This window comes from Clostridium sp. C105KSO13, assembly GCF_001517425.1.
Lineage (GTDB): Bacteria > Bacillota > Clostridia > Lachnospirales > Lachnospiraceae > Muricomes.
In genome coordinates this window covers 55,903-75,133 of record NZ_FBWL01000157.1, presented here as the reverse complement: position 1 = coordinate 75,133, position 19,231 = coordinate 55,903, and the positions used below count along the sequence as shown (strand labels likewise).

16 protein-coding genes are annotated in these 19,231 nt (G+C 37.0%); all 16 read right to left on the bottom strand.

Annotation, left to right across the window (positions count from 1 at the left end):
- Nucleotides 1–457: 457 nt before the first annotated feature.
- A complete protein-coding gene (locus BN3456_RS05730; protein WP_089983183.1) occupies nucleotides 458–736 on the bottom strand; it encodes a transposase in 279 nt (92 codons plus the stop codon).
- A 461-nt stretch (nucleotides 737–1,197) separates the two neighbouring features.
- Nucleotides 1,198–1,917, bottom strand: coding sequence for a Fic family protein (locus tag BN3456_RS05720; RefSeq protein ID WP_242862812.1), 720 nt, complete (start codon nucleotides 1,915–1,917; stop codon nucleotides 1,198–1,200).
- Nucleotides 1,918–2,219: 302 nt separating this feature from the next.
- A complete protein-coding gene (locus BN3456_RS05715) occupies nucleotides 2,220–4,964 on the bottom strand; it encodes an SIR2 family protein (RefSeq protein ID WP_207644087.1) in 2,745 nt (914 codons plus the stop codon).
- A gap of 644 nt (nucleotides 4,965–5,608) precedes the next feature.
- Nucleotides 5,609–6,196, bottom strand: coding sequence for an SOS response-associated peptidase (locus tag BN3456_RS05705; RefSeq protein WP_089983179.1), 588 nt, complete (start codon nucleotides 6,194–6,196; stop codon nucleotides 5,609–5,611).
- An 18-nt stretch (nucleotides 6,197–6,214) separates the two neighbouring features.
- Nucleotides 6,215–6,526, bottom strand: a complete 312-nt coding sequence (locus BN3456_RS05700) for a hypothetical protein (protein ID WP_089983178.1) — start codon at nucleotides 6,524–6,526, stop codon at nucleotides 6,215–6,217.
- Nucleotides 6,527–6,549: 23 nt separating this feature from the next.
- Nucleotides 6,550–7,836: a Y-family DNA polymerase gene (locus BN3456_RS05695; RefSeq protein ID WP_089983177.1), complete on the bottom strand. Its 1,287-nt coding sequence runs from the start codon at nucleotides 7,834–7,836 to the stop codon at nucleotides 6,550–6,552.
- Between the two features lie 586 nt (nucleotides 7,837–8,422).
- Nucleotides 8,423–9,322 carry a DNA/RNA non-specific endonuclease gene (locus tag BN3456_RS05690; RefSeq protein WP_089983176.1) on the bottom strand — a complete coding sequence of 300 codons (900 nt, stop codon included), beginning with the start codon at nucleotides 9,320–9,322 and terminating at the stop codon, nucleotides 8,423–8,425.
- Nucleotides 9,323–9,471: 149 nt separating this feature from the next.
- Nucleotides 9,472–14,229, bottom strand: a complete 4,758-nt coding sequence (locus tag BN3456_RS05685; RefSeq protein ID WP_089983175.1) for a beta strand repeat-containing protein — start codon at nucleotides 14,227–14,229, stop codon at nucleotides 9,472–9,474.
- 46 nt (nucleotides 14,230–14,275) lie between these two features.
- Nucleotides 14,276–14,875, bottom strand: coding sequence for a hypothetical protein (locus BN3456_RS05680; protein ID WP_089983174.1), 600 nt, complete (start codon nucleotides 14,873–14,875; stop codon nucleotides 14,276–14,278).
- A 9-nt stretch (nucleotides 14,876–14,884) separates the two neighbouring features.
- Nucleotides 14,885–15,217: a hypothetical protein gene (locus BN3456_RS05675; RefSeq protein ID WP_089983173.1), complete on the bottom strand. Its 333-nt coding sequence runs from the start codon at nucleotides 15,215–15,217 to the stop codon at nucleotides 14,885–14,887.
- Between the two features lie 17 nt (nucleotides 15,218–15,234).
- Nucleotides 15,235–15,708 carry a hypothetical protein gene (locus BN3456_RS05670; RefSeq protein WP_089983172.1) on the bottom strand — a complete coding sequence of 158 codons (474 nt, stop codon included), beginning with the start codon at nucleotides 15,706–15,708 and terminating at the stop codon, nucleotides 15,235–15,237.
- Between the two features lie 3 nt (nucleotides 15,709–15,711).
- Nucleotides 15,712–15,873, bottom strand: a complete 162-nt coding sequence (locus BN3456_RS15840) for a hypothetical protein (protein WP_176699111.1) — start codon at nucleotides 15,871–15,873, stop codon at nucleotides 15,712–15,714.
- Between the two features lie 134 nt (nucleotides 15,874–16,007).
- Complete coding sequence (locus tag BN3456_RS05665; protein ID WP_242862811.1) at nucleotides 16,008–17,531, bottom strand: hypothetical protein; 1,524 nt, start codon at nucleotides 17,529–17,531, stop codon at nucleotides 16,008–16,010.
- An 11-nt stretch (nucleotides 17,532–17,542) separates the two neighbouring features.
- Nucleotides 17,543–18,589 (bottom strand): ATPase, T2SS/T4P/T4SS family, encoded by a 1,047-nt coding sequence (locus tag BN3456_RS05660; protein WP_089983171.1) that lies wholly within the window; start codon nucleotides 18,587–18,589, stop codon nucleotides 17,543–17,545.
- Nucleotides 18,590–18,639: 50 nt separating this feature from the next.
- A complete protein-coding gene (locus BN3456_RS15835; RefSeq protein WP_176699110.1) occupies nucleotides 18,640–18,801 on the bottom strand; it encodes a hypothetical protein in 162 nt (53 codons plus the stop codon).
- 114 nt (nucleotides 18,802–18,915) lie between these two features.
- Nucleotides 18,916–19,221 (bottom strand): JAB domain-containing protein, encoded by a 306-nt coding sequence (locus tag BN3456_RS05655; RefSeq protein ID WP_089983170.1) that lies wholly within the window; start codon nucleotides 19,219–19,221, stop codon nucleotides 18,916–18,918.
- Between the last annotated feature and the right edge of the window lie 10 nt (nucleotides 19,222–19,231).

Genomic DNA, 19,231 nt, shown 5'->3' with positions numbered 1-19,231 from the left:
CCATTTAGTTAAAAAATGCTCCGCGGATCAACCACGGAGTGCTATAAGCAAAAGTGCTGGATTTTATTTGCCAAAAAACGCTGGAAAATAATTTCCACTTTTTGCTGGAAAGTACTTGCCGTTTACAACCTCTTCTTTCTTCAGGATGGTATGAGAGGATTATCTGTATTTTTTACATTCAGGCATGCATTCTTGATAGCATCAAGTGCTAAATCAGTCGTCATATGTTTGCCATAGGCATAACCTATTTCTTACGATCATAAAGATCCATAACGCTTTTTATTTTCTTCAAAGCATTGTTTGGCTTCGGATGAGAATTTCTGGTATTCCTGCTCCTTGTTTGAAGGTACACGAATCAGAGCCTCGTAATAGGTACTTCTTGCAAACTTCAAGGCTTTACACATACGCTTAACCGTGTATTTTTTAAGATTGCTATTGATGAAGGATACGTATTCGGCTATCGTTCCTTTGGGAATATGGCTGTAGCTTTTTTTAATATTTCATTCTCAATTTCAAGGTCTTTCATTTTCTTTTGAAGTGCTTTGTATTCCTTCAAAGAAATAGTTTCTTCTTCCGAAACCTTAATTGGGCTAAGATTCTTTACCCATGTAGAAATTGTGCCTTTTGGAACGCCATATTCGCCTGATAACTCGGTCATCTTCTTTGTACCAGAATTATATAAATCTACAATCTGTTGTTTGAATTCTGGAGTATAAGATTTTTGATTTTTTGCCATTTGTTGAACTCTCCTTTTTAATTATTATAGATTGTTCAACTTTCTGTGTCCATACTTATATACTAGCATCAGTCAACGAGAAGTATTATACATATAACACCTCAAGCCTTGTTGAAAAACAAAGGATTATCCAAAAGTGTAATACTAAATTTAAGACTTTAGCACACACTAGATAATCCCGACCAATCCCGACCAACTTTTTTATCCCCATAAAAAAAACCCCCATAAATTGGGGCTTCAATCGGAGTGACGTGATTCGAACACGCGACCTCTACGTCCCGAACGTAAAACATGAGCTATTTTACAGTATCATCTTCTGTGGAATGCCTGTATTTAAAGGATTTTATATACTCTTTACTATCTTCCAATATCCCTTGTGACAAATAAATTCTTAGGTAAATTCTTAATGGACGTTTATGAATTTTCTCCTAACGTGCACTAACAGCGGAAAAACAATCACATTATTTGCTTCTTCCATTCCTGCTTTTTTCAGATTCCCCAAAATCTGCCGTTATCGTTCTTTTCAAGGGCAATTCTACCTTTGGAGGGAATACCATTCCATCAATGCATTCCTCATAAATAAAACTTTTTAATTTATCTGCATTTCCCGTTTCATAATAAGGCACAAGCTTACTATAGAATTCTGCAATATGTTTTTGTGGCACGGAAATAATTCCTGCACCATTTTCAATCATAATTTTATTTCCAATCATCATGGCCGTTCTTTTATTCCCATCATAAAATGGTTGCGTGCGCATAAGAAATAAGGTCATCTCTAAAGCACGATCCATGGGACTCTCTTCTTTTAGGATTCTCTTTATCTCTTCTTCCATCTTATTTTCATCTGGTAAAGAGGGTATCCAATCTGTACCACCTATGTAGGCATCAGTCATTCTTAGTGTACCTGCATTTATGACCGTATATTTCCCGAGCACACGATGTATCCTTTTTACATATTCCAGGTTTAATGGATCATCTATTGTGGACAGTAACATATGCCATGCATGTTTTAAGTCATTGACTGCTTCAATCTCTTCAATCTTATAGCCTGCTACAGACATATCATTATAAATTGCCTGCGTATCCGGATAAGTAACGCCAATCCCTTCAAGATTAGCACTTTTCCATATATAATCAACAATATTTCTTTTTGCCAAGAAAATATTTTCTTCTTTTGTCATATGAAATTTTGTCTGCATTTTGTCTTTCCTCTCTTTTACAAGAATGCTGCTACAAGTTGCAGCTTGATAAAGTTATTATACACAAAAAAGATCCTTAGAACAAAAAAAATTATATTATGAGATATAGGTAGTCGGGGAAACTTCCAGCTAATTGCAGGAAGTAACTGTAAATCTACACTATTCGAACAAGCAGTGTAATTTTGAAGAAGTACCTACTATGGGGCGATTACTCATATAGTGCGAAGTTATCCACATATATAGAATTTATCTAGCAAATACCTATAAATCCTTCTTAGTAATACCTATTTAAAATTTTTATTTTTAAATCTGATTTTGTCATTTAATGCTTGTTCCAATAACCATTCGTCAAATCTCTTAGCCTCTTCATCTGTTTTCCCAAAGAATTCTCTAGCATCAGAAAAGCTTCGACTGTGTAATAATTTTAAAATTGTATTATCCGAGTAATCATTGAATAGTGTCCAATCAACTTCGGGAAAAACGCCTTTTATAGAATCTAGGTCTAGCTTTTCTTTCACTTCTTCCAGCTTGAAGTAACCTTGTTGAATAAATGTATATAAATCTGCAATCGTTGTTTTCTTAGGATCCGGATAGCTCCTGACCGCAGAATTCTCTTTTTCATTTACTTTTGCAATTTCCGAGCTTAAAATAAGCTCCCTTTTAGAATCAAACTTATAAACTCCATCAAGTGCCAATCGTTCAATGAAAGATATGTTAATATCTGAATTATCTAAAGCCTCATATTTCGACAATATACTATTAATTAAGCACCTCAAATCATCGTCTAAGAAGTCGTAAAAATTAATTATGAAATCCCTATATTTTATAATATCAGTCAATTTATCAGGCTTGTTGTTTATTAGACTAAACTTCTCTTCTAAAACTTCAATACTAATTTTCATTTCATCATGTTTTTCGTAAACTTTTTCCATCAAGTATGAATACAAATAGAAATTTCCACCATATCTATCCATGATATTAGCAGTGACTATTTTACTTAGATGTTGATTGACAATCCTCACTAATTCCCCGAAATTTTGCTCAAGAATAGAATCCCTTCCATTAACTAAAAGAATAAGTAATTTCCGTATATCTACTGAATTAATCGGAACTATTGGATAGTTATCCAACAGTGGAATTATTCCATTAATATCCTTTATTTTTACAAATGAAAGAAAGCCAATGTATTGTTCTACACCGCTATACGAGTAAATTGATTTTGGTTCACCAGAAAGTATAGCAATTTTATCAATAAGAAATTTGACACAATCATCAGTGACGTTGATTTTAGATAGCCCATAACTTTCTAATAAAGCCGGTATATTCTTCTTTTCCAAGAAAGGGATAATATTTTGTATATCATCAAGCGTCAATTCAGAAATTATTGATGCTGTGCCTTCAAACGCACTATCTTCATTTGTATAATAGTTTGAATTATCAAAAGCAATCAACAAACATTCGAAATAGCGATTAACAACTGTTTTGAATTCCTTATAATGGGATACTGTAATACAGTTCACTTTAACAAAAATCAGCAATGAGTGAAATTCATATTGAGCAAATTTTAAATAATCATTGAATGAGAAACCACCATTTTTATAATTTTTTCGTTCATTTCTCATTTTATCTAACAAATCATCCATTTTGAATATCTTTTTATAGACAAAGCGAAAACTTTGTATTTCATCCCTAAAGTAGGCACAAATACGCTTTGTTTGTTCATCCCCATTAGAAATAAGTGTCTCAATCACCTTTTTTAAATTATTTACACCAGTTGATGGTACAGGTAAATCTATTTTACTTCCAAAGTTTTCCATGTTGTTCACATTGAATTCAGCCACCAGATAATTCCAATAATCTTTTCTTATAAATGCAGCATTCGCAATTTCTCTAAACTTTAATTTTGCTTCTTCATTTTTATGCTCACTATATAACTTATAGCCATCTAGTAGGACCGGATTTTGCATAAAATTGTATTCCTTGTTACGCTTAAAATCCAAAAAAATATTGAACAAAGTTTTGCTATCTAAAAAATTAACTATTAACTCATTCTTAGCAACATCTAATGAAAGGTTACTCTCATCCTTTTCCCAGTTATATACAGTTTGAGGAGACAGCAACGCTTTTGAATTAAGATTAGAAAATAAAGCCACATCACGATTCTCAACAAAATACAGTTGATCAAGGAAACGGATATTATCCCATAATTCTTCAGATGTAGTAGGTTCTGCTGGACTTTCGGATTTCAATTGCTTCAAAAATTCGGTCGTACATTCCCCAATATTTCCATTCACCTTTTCTTTTTCGCCAATGATTACTTGAATACCCTTATTTTTGTAATATTCAACTGTGGCAGGATTTTGATAATCTGCAGTAAAAAAGTATGCTTTTCTAGCATTTCCTCTGAATCCTTTTTGAATCAATCTAAAGGTTGAATTAAAGGTTGAATCATTTAGAGAGTATCCAACAAACAAGACTGTATTATTCATAATCAATGATTTGATTAAGGTTGATATCATATAAAAATTATCTTCATAATCTAGATAGTCATCTTCTTTAAGCACAATATTCTTTTGAGCTAAATCACCATGCATCTTGATTAAGTAATGATCTGATTTTGAATAGGGAATATCAGAATCCTGTATAATAACCTCGTACTTATCAATACTTGAATTCATTTTATCTTCAAGCAAAGAATCATAGTTCGTTGTAATAATATGCCTGGGTCTTATTCTAAAAATTTGATTATGTATTTCATTTGGTTGAGAGTTAATGTGCGGTTGAAATACATTCATTACTTTCTGAAAGTATTTGTGTTGCCCCACTGAATCAAAATAATATTGAGCGATTTTTAAATAATCATTCTCTTTATCATCAATCTTTAATTCATCTTTAAAAGCATCTATTAATTCACGCCACTTTGGTAGACCAGAATTTGCAGATACACCTGCTCCAACAAAAACTATCAAAGAATCTTCTTTGATAGCATCATTTATATGCCTTATTGCTAATCTTGTCATCTCGTTCATTAATTATCATCCTCCCGCTGGACCTGTACTTTTGCAATTCCGTTTTTCCAGCGATCCATTTGGTCGCTTCGTAATAATTTACAAAGTTAAGTTGCACTCTGATCTGTGTGTTTTCCTGTTCGGCCAAGAAATGATCATCCAATATGCTTACATTGTGTTGTTCTAACTTTTCACCCCCCCATAACAAGTCTTCCATGTTAATTTCCAGCCGATAGGTCCACTAACTTTCTCCAGATGTCACTGCTCAATCATTTGTCTTTCTATCTCTAATCCTTGTGTATCATCCCAACTCATAGTCCCTCTCACAGTAATGATCTCTACGCTTGATTATACCATAAATCTTCCCATCTAAGCCTAGAACTTTCAAATTTTGCATAAAGAGTTTATTTTTGAATCACATGTACGTTACAGCAATTCAATAACAAATAACATCAATTCTAATTCCTAGCCTTCACAAAGTAAGAATTTTTTCAGCAATAAGAGCCCATACGATTAAGTACAGGCTTGAATTTTATCATAGTTCGGTGGACACTGTGTCGCTCAGGAACTGTGTTCCTACCATAGATACGGCGGAATGTCTACCCTGCATAGGTTATGTTAATTTTGGTTATCCGGAATTTTTCGGTAATAAGGGGAATTATTTGTTACAAATTAAGTGTATACTGCAAGTCTTCTGAAACAATGGACAACTCTTTTGGTGACTTATGCAAAAGAAATTCTGTACCCTTATCATCTTCCATCCAGATCTCAGCTTCATCTTGCTCCAGAATGAGTGGCATTCTACTGTGTACAGGTGACACGGATCCATTTGCAGTTGTTGTTATAATCGTACATCTCTTATCCACATTAAACATATTCCAGATCCCTGCCATGAGCATCACCTTATTATCTGGACGTTCAAAAGATATTTTGTTTTTATTTCTGTCCCATTCAAAAAATCCCTTTGCAGGAATCAAGCAGCGTCGATGTTTCGCACTATCAGCAAAACTTCTTTTCTCAAGAACAGTCTCTGCACGTGCATTTATAATTACACCTTTCTGATTGTATTGTGGAAATCCCCAAATCATATTACACAATATTGTATTCCCATTCTCCGCCAGCAACACCATCACATTATTTGTCGGATATATTTCTCCATACTTTGGAACTGACTCTAAACGGTTATCAAGATTTCGAATGATCCGTTCTATTTCTTTTGCAGTTTCATCGTCTACATAATATCTCCCACACATAACATCCACTCTCCTCTTTTACCATATTACATTCCACGGCTGATCCCTTTCCGGATCATAATTTAACCGAAATCTTTTTAAATAACCATCTATCACAGCTTCACACTCAAATTCTTGGGTTGGGATCCCACAATAATTTTTCTTAGAGTATGAAAGCACATGAATTGGGCTTATTGTAATGATCTCACCATTCTTATTTTTATATTTCATTAGTTTGACCAATATCTTCCCTTTGCTCGTACACCAAGTTCCACATGCAACAGGCTCTTGCTTCCCTTTAATTTTACCTTCATCAGGGGCCATGTCATTTATTCCAATGCCCATTCCCATAAAAAATCACCTGCATTTCTATCTTAGAGAATCTTTAGTTTTGAATAGTCAACGCTTCTCTTTTCACGTGAGATTCCACCTTCCATATGATCTATTACCCTGTGTTCGGTGGAAGACGGTTGAACAAATACCGCTCGCTTTATCGAATCATTTCCGTAACGATGTCTGATATTGTCTATTGTCCGATCTAATGTTTCAAGCCGCACATAGTCCGTCAGATCAAACAGATCCATTTGACGCAGCGCATCCCCATGAAACAATGAGCTTGCATGTACTGCTAAGTGCCGTATTGGTGTTTTACCATCCCAGGATTCTACAAATAGACTACATGCATAACGATATAATTCAATCGTAATATTCGTAGGATCTTTTAAACGCATCTGATGACTTGCATATCTTAAATCAAAACTTTTTATTCCTACGGAAAGAACCTGGGTCTGGATATTGTCATTTCGCAATCGGACAGCTACCGTTTCACACAATGCTAATAGCACCTTTTGAGCCGTCTCTACATCTGACACATCAAAAGGTGTAGTAGTTGAATTTCCATATCCTTTCTGTGCTGGAGCTTCCGCTATTACTGTTGAAAAATCCAAGCCGTTAGCAAAGGCCCACATAGTTTCTCCTTGTTTTTTTAAATTGCTTTTTAGTAGCCCTATATCAGTATGTGCAAGTTCCCCTATTGTATTTATCCCCATGCTTAGAAGTTTTTTGGTTGTCGCACGCCCGCAAAAGAATAGCTCCGAAACTGGCAACGGCCACATTTTTTCCTTTATTTCGCTTGGAAACAATGTGTGTACCTTGTCCGGCTTTTCAAATTCGCTGGCCATTTTAGCAAGCAGTCTATTTGAAGATATCCCTACATTAACAGTAAAACCCAATTCGGACTTTATTCGCCTTTTTATATAGTATGCCGTCTCAACTGCATCTCCATACAGATGAATTGTTGATGTCATATCCAAAAAAGACTCATCAATCGAATAGACTTCAACATCTGGCGTATACTCTTGCAAAATATGCTGAAACGCCTGAGAACAACGTTGATATAAAGAATAATTCGGAAGCGCTAAGTATAATTTAGGACATTTTTGTCTCGCCTCCAGTATAGTCATACCAGTTTTAATGCCATATGGTTTAGTCGGAATACTTTTAGCGAGGATTATTCCATGGCGCATACTAACGTCACCGCCAATGGCGGAAGGAATAGTGCGTAAATCCAGGCAAGCTCCCAAATGATAAATTCGATATGCCGCTTCCCAAGAAAGAAACGCAGAATTTACATCAATGTGAAATATAATCCGTTCTTTCATACTCAACCTCCTATGTGCCATGAGTATATCAGAACATATGTTTGTTTTCAATAGGTAAGTTTTAACAAAGATAAAAAAATACCTGCAGGAATTCCTTTCAATTATCTTAAATATAATGTTAAGTTTATCATTAAAAATTGTTCGTCCATCCGAATCAGCAGAAAATGTTGGAAACAATCTACAAACAGGATACGGAACAAACACTGCCTTACGAGAAGTACAAGAATTTCGCACCGTGGCAGAGCAGATTGCAGGAAGTAGTCAATCTTCCTTATAGCTAAGAAGAAGGCGTATAAAAGGGTTCCACTAGATATTCGGACAGAAGAATACGAGGAGCTTAAAGAATATTTAGATAAGACGGGAGAGAGTGTAAACGGGTTTATTCGTAGAATCATTAAAAAAAATATAGAATAGATTATCACGCCATACTCACACATGCTATAATACCCATGCGGAATGAGTTCATTTCGCCCACAATCAAATAGCCCGGAGTCTTAAGCGATTCTGGGCTATACGTTTTTAAAATCACAATAATGAGAAAAAGTTGAATACATATCCTCTTGTAAATAGAATATAAACATAGTAACTAGGGATTACATCTACTGCAGGGCCTATTTCCTTCTAAGAGTAATTCATCTCGTGATTTGGTTGTTTCCTTGCGATTTTGAGGCTTCATATCCTTTACGCTAGAGCAATCTGGCACATGAAATATATGAGTGTTTTTATTTATAATGTAAGTTGCTTCCGCATCTGTTGAGTTGTTTTTTGATTCAGCCCCATAATCTAAATGACTATTACCCGTGGCATAATCAATCGAAATACCTGGCTGATTGTTATAGACAAATACATTAAATTGTATTTCTCTATCTTCTACGGATTCCCCTTCCATCTGGACGCCACTGGCCACCAGGTTGTTATTTTTAAAAATAGGTGTAATACGATACATAACATGGTGCCCTGTAGTGCGTACATACTCTGCAACCAAGTTTTCAAAGGGGAGCATACCTTCTGTATTCATATACCTTGTACCGGTAATCAAGTTTTTTTCATTTGCATTTTCTCCGGAAAGCTGATACCCAATTAAATGACAGCGGTTATATAAGTATTTTCCATCCACACAATCATATTTTATTGTATGCCAGCCGGAAGGTTTTATTTGACCGATTTTTCCTCTTGCCTCTATTGGCATAAGCTCTTTACCTATATTAGCAGATGCTGGCCCACATCTCCCCAAATCATCTAACTCACTATATGATTCAAAGGATTCCGTTTTTAATGTGCCCTCATCGAAATCAGGCTTATTACTATTTAAAACGATATATGGTTCTCCTGAGAACTCTGGAATCGTTTCAAGTGATATAGCCTGCTGTTGGCTTTCTTGCTTTATGATTACCGCTTTTTGCAGTTTATCAGATTCACATCCAGTAAACGTAAACAATAAAGCCAGCATTAAAGCCAAAATGGAATATTGCCGTATTTTTCTCATTATTTCTACCTTATTCCTGTCTTAATTTCTGTCTTAATCCTTATTTGATATAATATTTTATCATATAATTTTATTTCAGACCAATTGTTTTTTGCTGTCTAATAACCCTAACCCACCTTTGAATGATGAGTTAAGGTTACTTTTTCAAATTAGTATTTTACTTCCTGGAATCTGGACACAAATTCATTTAAAGCAGTTTGTGACTTACTATTTCCAATTCCATAATCTTCAATATACCTTTTTACTGCTACAACATCATCAGGTGTAAATTTCCACACCTCTTTAGAATTTGGATTTTCCCATAAAGAAGTGATCAGCCCACGATATGCGGAATTTGAGTACCACCTGGAATCCACACATAATCCTCCATTAGCATTTTTTTCTTTCTTTTCTGCCTGGGACAAGTCATCTACATTCGCATCTGCGTTTTTATAATAGTTGTCCTTATTAATAAACCTGATGTATTTTATTTGCACAGGACTTGTCTCTGTCTTTTCCCCATCTTTTATGATATTCACCTTAATCTGCTTTGTGGTTTCCTTGCCCTTTTTCTCTGGTCCCATGGAGTCTTGCACATGATAGGTCACAGATACATAACCAGAATCCGTAAAAGCAGCCAGGTCTTCGGGATGAAAATCTATTAATTTTATCTTATCTGACATTTTCCCGTCTTCTGCATCTTCACCATACACCTTATTCTCGGCAATAGCGTTTTTCAACAGTTCGTCCTCCGTAATCGCTCCAGTCTGAGCCTCTTCAAGTGTATAATACCTGTCTTCTGCTTCTATGGTTGGAAAATGATTGTATTTTACAGTGATTTTGGAATCCTTTGTCACCACATTACCAGCACTATCAGTTACCTGGTAGGTAATCTTATGGATGGCACTGCCGCCTTCTTCATCCAGCTGCAAGAACCAGGTATCCAGGGTTTGATCTTCTGGCATTCCCTGATCCCAGCTTTGTATATAAGATTCTTGTTTTTCACCCTCTACCAGCTTACCCGCCGCATAGGAGATTTTAACTATTTTTATTTTTGATGTAAGATCTCCATCTTCCTGATCTTGTGCATGTATATCCTTTAGTAAATCTTCTCTGGTAATGGTTTCCCCTTCAAATACTTCTTTATCTTCGGTTTTAATAACAGGATGCTTGTCCCATATTGCATATAAGGTAACATATGGACTGTTCGGTTCTGTTATTCCTTGTTTTAAAGCAATTCCATACAGGGTTTCATACGAAAGTTTATTAATTGTACCTTCAGGATACTCAACATTTCCTGGGACGGTTAAAGGATTAGTACTCCATCCCATCAATTTAAAATTGTTTCTAGACCAATCAGTATATCCTGTATTCCCCTTTATAATATACCCTCCACTTGCTTTTGTAGCCTCAAATGTAATACTGTCTGCCTTATTAGTTCCTGACTCTGCCTGATTGCCGTCATATTTGATCTGCAGCGTGGAATCCCATATGGCATACAGCATGATATTCCTATTAATGTCGCTCTTTATTGTTCCAGAAATAAGATAAGCACCTGTATTTGCTGTACTTGTTTCATTCCACCCTTTAAAGCGTCCATAAAGCCAAGAGGGGGCGGCAGAGGAAATTGTATAATTCTCATACCAGAATTTTGTACCGGATTCCGGTACGTTACCTACTGTTTCCGAAGTGTTTTTATTATATATGATTGTATACTTACTGCTGACAGTAATATCCTGGGGATTTGTGCCTGCTCCTGTCTGATAGTTGCCCGGTCGTATTACAAATCCATTATCATTTACCAGAACGAACCTAGAAAACATCAAACTGCCAAGTTTTGTGCCATATGCTACACTTGCAATCTTACTACCGTTTGCATAACTATTGGGTACTATCATGATTGGAGTGCTTCCAGTCAGAGCAGATATAATGTTAAGGTAATTTCCATCAAACAGAGCAACATTGTTGTCATTCTTGATATTTACTGCACCACCAACATTGATGGTTGACTGTACTGCTATGCCTGATCCTGTATTCGTACTCGTGTTTGCGGAAATTGTCCCGCCTGTAAGATTCATAATCCCCTTTGTGGCTCCACTTGACTTATTGAACAAGCCTCCTCCTCTATCAGATGCGCTGTTTCCAGAGACAGTTCCACCTGTCATGGTGACAACGCCTCCATATTGGTTGAACACACCACCACCCCATTTAGATGAGTTGGATGACAAAGTACCACCCTTTAGATTTAAGGTGGATCCATTATCTATGAAGATGCCACCACCACAGTCATTTACAGCCTTATTACCTGTGATTGTGCCTGAACTCATTGTTCCAACACCATCTTGTATATAAATTGCCCCACCATTATTTGATGTGGCTTCATTGTTGCTTAAAGTTCCTCCCTTAACATTAACATTTGTTGCCGATCCAGAAAATATAGCGCCTCCATTCACGCCCGCTTTATTGCTATTCATTGTACCACTATTGTGGTTTATAGTTGCTTGATACCCGCATATCCCGCCACCAGAATCACCAGCAGTATTAGAGCTTATATTATTTCCCGCTAGAGTAAGAGTTGTGTAATTTATATAGATTCCTCCGCCACCGTTGTTTACAGCCTTATTACCTGTGATTGTATTATTATTAAGTGGGGCATTTACATTCGTAAACAGACCACCGCCATAATTTATTGCAGTATTTCCAGTTATATTTCCATCGTTCAATTGAGATATAGTTCCCGCTGCTACACATATCCCACCACCATAATTACTGGCCGTATTATTTTGGATATATCCGCCGGACATATTTAGCTTTCCTCCCGCCAGGTAAACACCACCACCATTGACCTTAGAAGTATTACTGTTCACATACCCTCCAGAGATATTTAGGGCATTGGTATTATAAATACCCCCACCGTGCCCGCTGCTGGTGTTGCCGCTTAGAGTGCCACTTGAAACGGTTAATGTACCGGTATTCTGAATACCGGCTCCTGTGCTCGCATTGTTAGTTTTTATAGTTGCTCCACTTAAAGTCAATGTCCCACTGTTATAAACGCCGCCACCGCCAGTTGCTGTATTAGAATAAACAGTACCACCTGAAAGTGTAAGTGTTCCTGCGTTGTATATTCCACCACCGTTTCCACTGGTAGTATTGGAATATATATTGCCGCCGGTCATTGAAAAAGATTTTGAAGTATTAACACCACTGCCTTTATTAGCATTGATCGAACCACCTGACATTGAAGTTGTCGATGCTGTTACAACACCAACTGCGTTTTTATTTATATTAATGCTGCCAGAAATTTTTAAAGTGCCAGATGTGACCGGAATTCTTATTCCTGATGAACCATTGGAATAAATTGTTCCTCCTGATACATCGATTGTGCATACATTATTGGCAGCGTATCCTAGTAATCCATCGGAACCATTATTATAAATATTACCACCAGAAACGCTTATGTTTGTATTATCATCCACAGATTGTGTCTGTATCCCTGCAGCACCATTATCATGTATTGCTCCGCCAGACATAGTAATTTTATCTGCTCGTACTCCCTGCTGTGCTGAACCGTAAATCTCTCCACCGTACACATTTACAGTTCCCTGACTTGCAATGCCCGTATAACTGGAGTTATAAATTATGGCATTATCATAGAGATTTGTTGTCCCCTTGGCATTCCACACCCCATTAGTTGAGGCATTTCTGAGACGTACTCCACTTTTTAAATTGATTGTTATGCTGGACCCGGAGGAAAGTATTCCCGAACCATATTTCCCGGCGCCATCAATGGTTAAAGTATATCCACCATTTCCCGAAAAGTTCCATGTCGCTGTTGAAGAGGCCCCACTCGGAGTAGCAATAGCACCAGCAGCATCCGATGATACACTTGAATCCGCAGTTAAAACAACATTTGCTCCTTCTGGCATGATTGTAAACGACTTAGTATTTACGTTATGTCCAATAGTAGTACTCTTTAAGACATATAATGTCCCCCCGCTTGGAAGTGCTGCAAATGCTGCGTCAAATGAAGTGTAATATGTACTACCGATTCGTGCAACATTCGTTGCAGCTAAAATTGAAATATGTGTAGTAGTTCTAGCTGTTATAGACTTTTCTAACGTACCTTTGGTGGTTTCTGAATCATTAATTTCCGTTTGGTTCTTTTCCTGGATTTCTGATTCAGGGACACCGCCTGCCGAAGAATCAGAGTCTTCACTTGATTCTCTTCCATCCATATCTGGCTTATCAATATTTGGCTGTTCAGTTTCGATCGTTTCTGCATCATCGAAGCCGTATGCTTCATTCCGAAAATTCTCGTAATCCTTCACAGCCTCAGTATACATTTCAGAGCTGTCGGCATCAGAAATCACTTCCAGGAGTTTTAAAAACTGGCTCACATCAACTGCGGTCAGTGTTTGAAGATATTCAGCATAAGTGACAAAATCAGTTACTTTCTTTTCTACATTGTCCCTTTCATAAACAATAGATTTGTCCGGAAGAAAAGAAAATGCTTCTTGATTCCATTCCGAATATTTCCCTTTTATATCCTTATCAATAGCATCCGTGTTCTTATTAAGCGCTACTTTCTTTTTCCAGTTTTCAACTATGTCCTGATAGGCTTTCAGGGATTGATCTTGCCCTTGGATATCCTCTTTCAGATATTGGTAGCGCATCAGGATCATAAGTTCATAGATTTCTTTTTCTGATAATTTGTCCAGGATATCACTTCTATCTTTTCGTTGTCCAAATGCCTGGTAAGGCTCCTCTGCTTCCATGATGTTTGAGAGCTTGGAGAGATTTGGCTGATTTTCATTTGTCACAGCAGCATCAGCATTGGGATCCTCCGCATGAACAACTGTAAGCGGCCCGGCGGTAACCAACGTTATTACCAAAATCATTGATAATATGTATTTCCAACCCTTTACCATTGTCTTTCCCCTTTCATTTTTTTTGTTGATTTCAGAAAGTTTTAAGCTACTTGACTGCATTTAAGACTATAGGCGATTCCATTTTTATCTGATCAATGTTATCGGCTGTATAAATCAGTTCTTTTCCTTCCAAAGTCCACCCCCCCTTATATTTATCTGATTGAGGCAGCATTTCTCCTTTGAGAGAATCTCCTATATGCACATTGATCTGTTTAATAATGTTGTCACCGTCATTAAATGTCACCGTATAGTACACATTGTCCATGTTATCATAGTCTTCTAGCACTACAGTTTTTCTGCTTGATACTTTCCCCGTACCTATTACCTGGTTGTAATAGCCTGTTACCTCTGCATCTAGCAGACCTTTATCTATATCTACAGCCTTAATGTCTATCTTAAATTTTGCATCACTTGTGGTATTGACGAAAAAGTTCTGAATAAAGTCAGCTATAAATTCATCCGGTCCAGACTTTCCTGTTTGATAATCTTCATCTGTCATGAGAGCTTTCATAGAACTTCTCATTGCGGAATCCAGATTGCTATCCAACTCATTTTCCCTAGTTGTTTTGGTTTCCGCCGTATTCACAATGACAGCCCCAAATATAAGTATCACAATCAAAAAGAAACTGATAACAGCATTTTTCATAATCTCCCCTTATCTGGCATAGCCAACAATCTTATGTTCCAGTAATACATTTAGCAGAGGCATTGGATAATCATACATCAACGTAACTTTCGCATATTTTTCTTCTTTTACAGAGGTCATTTGTTCAATCTGTAAGTCCGTATATCCATTTTCTATTGCTTTTTCTTCACAACTGGCTATTACCGTGGGTGAAAAATCACTTGCTTCCACTTCTGCAACCACTGCCGCATGATAATTTTGCGCCTTTTGCGTATTTAAAGACGCTATAATAAATCCGGTTATCAAAACTGTTGACAAGGCAATGATCACGACCCCCATCATAGTTTCTATAGCCCCTTTCATACTTGCCACCCCCTTTCTTAATCTACAACAAATTGGTAATCCTTTTCCGTTGTCTTCACAAATGTTTTATACACCTCATGTGTTTCATATTTAATAACATAGATTCCTGATCTGTCCGGCTTAAAAGCATTCGGATTGACGAATCCCGTTAATGCTTCGCCTTCCGGGGATATAATACTTTTCACAGAAACAGCCAGTTCAGCATCATCTGCATTCCTGGCTGTAATGTAATATTCATTTTTATCTAATAAATTGTATTCATTTCCAATCCTAAGCTTTTTAGGCTTGACCTCTAACGTCGGATTATCCCGACTGCCAACAGACGATAGAAGTTCAGAATTATCAGCATCCCCCACAGTTTCCACGCCCTTCACCTTGGATAATTCTCCCAACAAGCCGTGGGCATCTGAACCAAATACATATAAAATCAGTCCTACAAGTACGATTACAAGTGCAATAACTTTCCCATACTCTTCCATGAATGTTTTCATTTGCTACCTCCAATTTGTAACTGTAGTGCCGACGCCCTGAAAAAACATTTTAATCAAATTAACAAATGTTCCGTCTGTAATGCAGGAAGATATGATTCCTAATATCAAAAGCCCCATAAGGCAGGCCACAATAACGCCCCCATATTCCTCTATAAAACCTTTCATCCTTATCGCCTTTCTTAAATAGTGCAAACCATTTTCAGCATTTCCCACATTCCATACACTACTGCCAGACCTATAATGGATATGAAGATAATGGCTCCATACTCCTCAAAAAATTCTTTCATATACCTGCACCCCTAAATCGTATTGATTGTTGACAAAATGCTCATAACTACCAGTCCCAAATCCACAATAAGCTTTATAACACCTGTCAGCATCGGCAGCAAGATTAAAAAACTAATTCCAGAAAGGGAGTCTTCCTGTCGAATCCGTTCAGCCTTGTCCATCAAAACTGTATTGCGTTGTACCAACGCACCTATTTGTTTCTCCACATCGGCAGCTCCAAACTCAGCCATGGAATACAACATTTTCATGGCTGATGTGATATCAGGCAGCTGTATTTTCCGAAAAAAATTAGTATACGGCTGCAAAGAATTTGGTCTTTGTTCGATTCCATCCAGTAGCTTTTGCAATTCTTCCTGCAATACCTCCTGTGCCGTACCGATCGTCTTAGAGATAGATACATGCACATTATCTGTCTGCAGCTGCAGGGCCAGGCTCATCAGCCACTCAGGAAATGCTTTTTCGACTTCCTTTGTTATTATTTTTAAAGATGTCTTATAGTGTCTCTTTGGCTGCGATGCAATCAGCCAGCAAAATACCGCCATAAAGGCAGCACTCGTTATATTCACTTTCCAATATGCCAATAAAATCAATGGTGAAAATGCTGCAGCTGTTATCAGTGCCTTTTTTCTCTTCTGTTTTAAATCTACATGCATGACATACTCATAGCGCTTCTGAATTTCTTTAAATGGTGTTTCATTCCCTGACACTAGAAGGCTTCCGGATAATTTTTTCTGCGATGCATACCATATCAACACATTCGTTATAATGACAAGTGTTGTGATTCCCTGAGACAGGGGATTATTTATGACATGAAAATCAGGCGGCAGCATATATATTCCCATTGCACAAATAAGAAAGGATAGGGCAATACCTATTGTGATTTTCACCTTTACATTTGCCTTATCCTTCTGAAGAGTGTATACTCTGTCCATCCATAATTTCCTATCATCCAACAAGATTTCTACTGCATTAGAGCATTCTCCGCCAGCAGCCTCCACACGTATAAGGAAATCGTGTATTTTATATAACCGTTTGCATCCGTATTCTTTTTCTATGTAGGAAAAAGCCTCCTCGTAAATATTGCCTTCTGTTTCAGATGTCTGTATATGATCAATTGCCTTCTGTATAGCCTCATAAAGTCCCCCCTGACTCTTACTATGCTCATCATAGAATAGAGTTAGTGTATCCTGCAGGGCGGATAATATCTTTGCTCTTCGTTTAAACGAATAAAGCAATTGTTCCATATATGCCGTAATATCTTCAAAGCGTTTTTCCTCATACATATTCCGAAATTGATTCAGGAATATATCAGGCAGGAGCAGTGTAACCGCTGCTGCAATAAAAATAATATAAGGTATCTTCAATTTAAATAAATATGAAAACGCAACTATTCCACCATATACCAAAACAATATATTTCAGAAAATCTCCAGGTGTAAAGGTATACCCATATCCTTTGATTTCGCCCTTTAGATTTTTGGGATTCAAGTATTTAAACAAGGAAGCTTTCTTCACTTTTTCATTCCGTACTGACATGTTTCACCTCCTCAGATTTTTAACGCTGATTCAAAAGGTGCACAGATTCCCTGATGTTCAAACTTTCTTTTAACATTCACTGGCATTTCCCTTGACACCACTTTTCCGTCCTCTACCACCATCTGGATTATATTTTCTTCTCCTACACGATCAAACAAGCAGATCTGATCGATACATCGTGTTACTTCTTGATTCTCAGAAACTCTCTTACGGAGCAGTACCCCTACATTTAGAAAACTGTAAATATCATTTTCTAGTCTGGATGCAGCATATGCATCTTGCATCATATTTTTTATGCGGTCAGGTATTTTCCTGGTGTCATCCGTATGGAGCGTTGTGAGACCGTGGAGTCCTGTAGAGAAACATTCCAACAGATATTTCACTTCCGCCGAACGTGCCTCTGAGAGCAGAACCCATTGCGGGTTTTGCCGCAATGCTGTCTTAATTGCTTTTGTATAGGAGAAAAATTCCTCATCCACCTTCATTTCCACACAATTTGCCCCAGGATTTATATCTTTATAATGGATTTCCAGGTTATCTTCTATGGTCATCACCTTTTCTTCCCTGGGTATATATTGAGTAAGAAACTTTAAAAGTTCTGTTTTCCCTGCACCTGGCTGTCCGCAAAAAACTATATTCATCTTCCCGATCACACAATTAGTGAGAAAATCCAAGATTTCATTTGAGCAATATCCTGTTTCCAACATGCTTTGAGATGATAATCTCATCACTACCGGAGTTTTCCGTATAGATATAGAATATCCGGTATTCGTCGCACTGGGGTGTATAATGGAAATCCGGAGAGTATCCGTTTCTGCTTCCAACACATTATTGTACTTATTGATCTGCTGGCTTACTACATTTGCAATACGAATACTAAATTGACTTACAAATTCCGGCGAAAGCTGCACAGGCGCTTTATATATACCTTTTTGTAAGTGTTCTACCCACACATCTGAGCCATTGTAATTAATATCCGTAATCATATCATCCTGTATATACGGTAATAGCTCACCAAAATTTTCATCCTTAAAGTCCCATTCTTTCTCTAGTTTCATTTCAACCTCCTGCTCACCTTTAAAAGGCAGCTCATTACAAGCTGCCTATTCTATGGTGCCACTGTAGTTGCAAGTGCAGACGTCAGTTTAGCTACTGCTTCTGTAATTCCGCTCTTAATTGAATTTCCAAGTGGAGACGCCGCTACAACGAGTATCATGATGATAATTGCCGCTACGATAATAACTCCATATTCTTCCATAAATGATTTCATATTAATTCCTCCTCGAATTAAACTTATTTGTCCTTTTATTCAACATAATTCTGTTTATGTACTTTTTCTTAAGTCACAGCTGAAGTTGGCTTATCTGTCTATTATTTTTTTGATTTAGCTTTTTTTCCTGTGTAATATTGGGGCTTTCTTTCCCTCTAACTGTCTATTTTCAGCAAAGCTATACATTTTTTTGTTGGTGCCGCCGATAATTACATGGTCCCTAACAGGAATGCCCAAAAGCTGCCCACATTTTTCTAATTGTTCTGTAACTACGAGGTCCTCATGAGATGGTTGCACAGAACCACTAGGGTGGAAATGTCTATGTTCCTTTTGGACAAGTTCATACAAACTTATCTCACCATTAGAAAAAGCCACTGTTTCCAGTAGCTTTTTCCAATATTCTGTATTTAGTTTTTTCAATTATTAACCT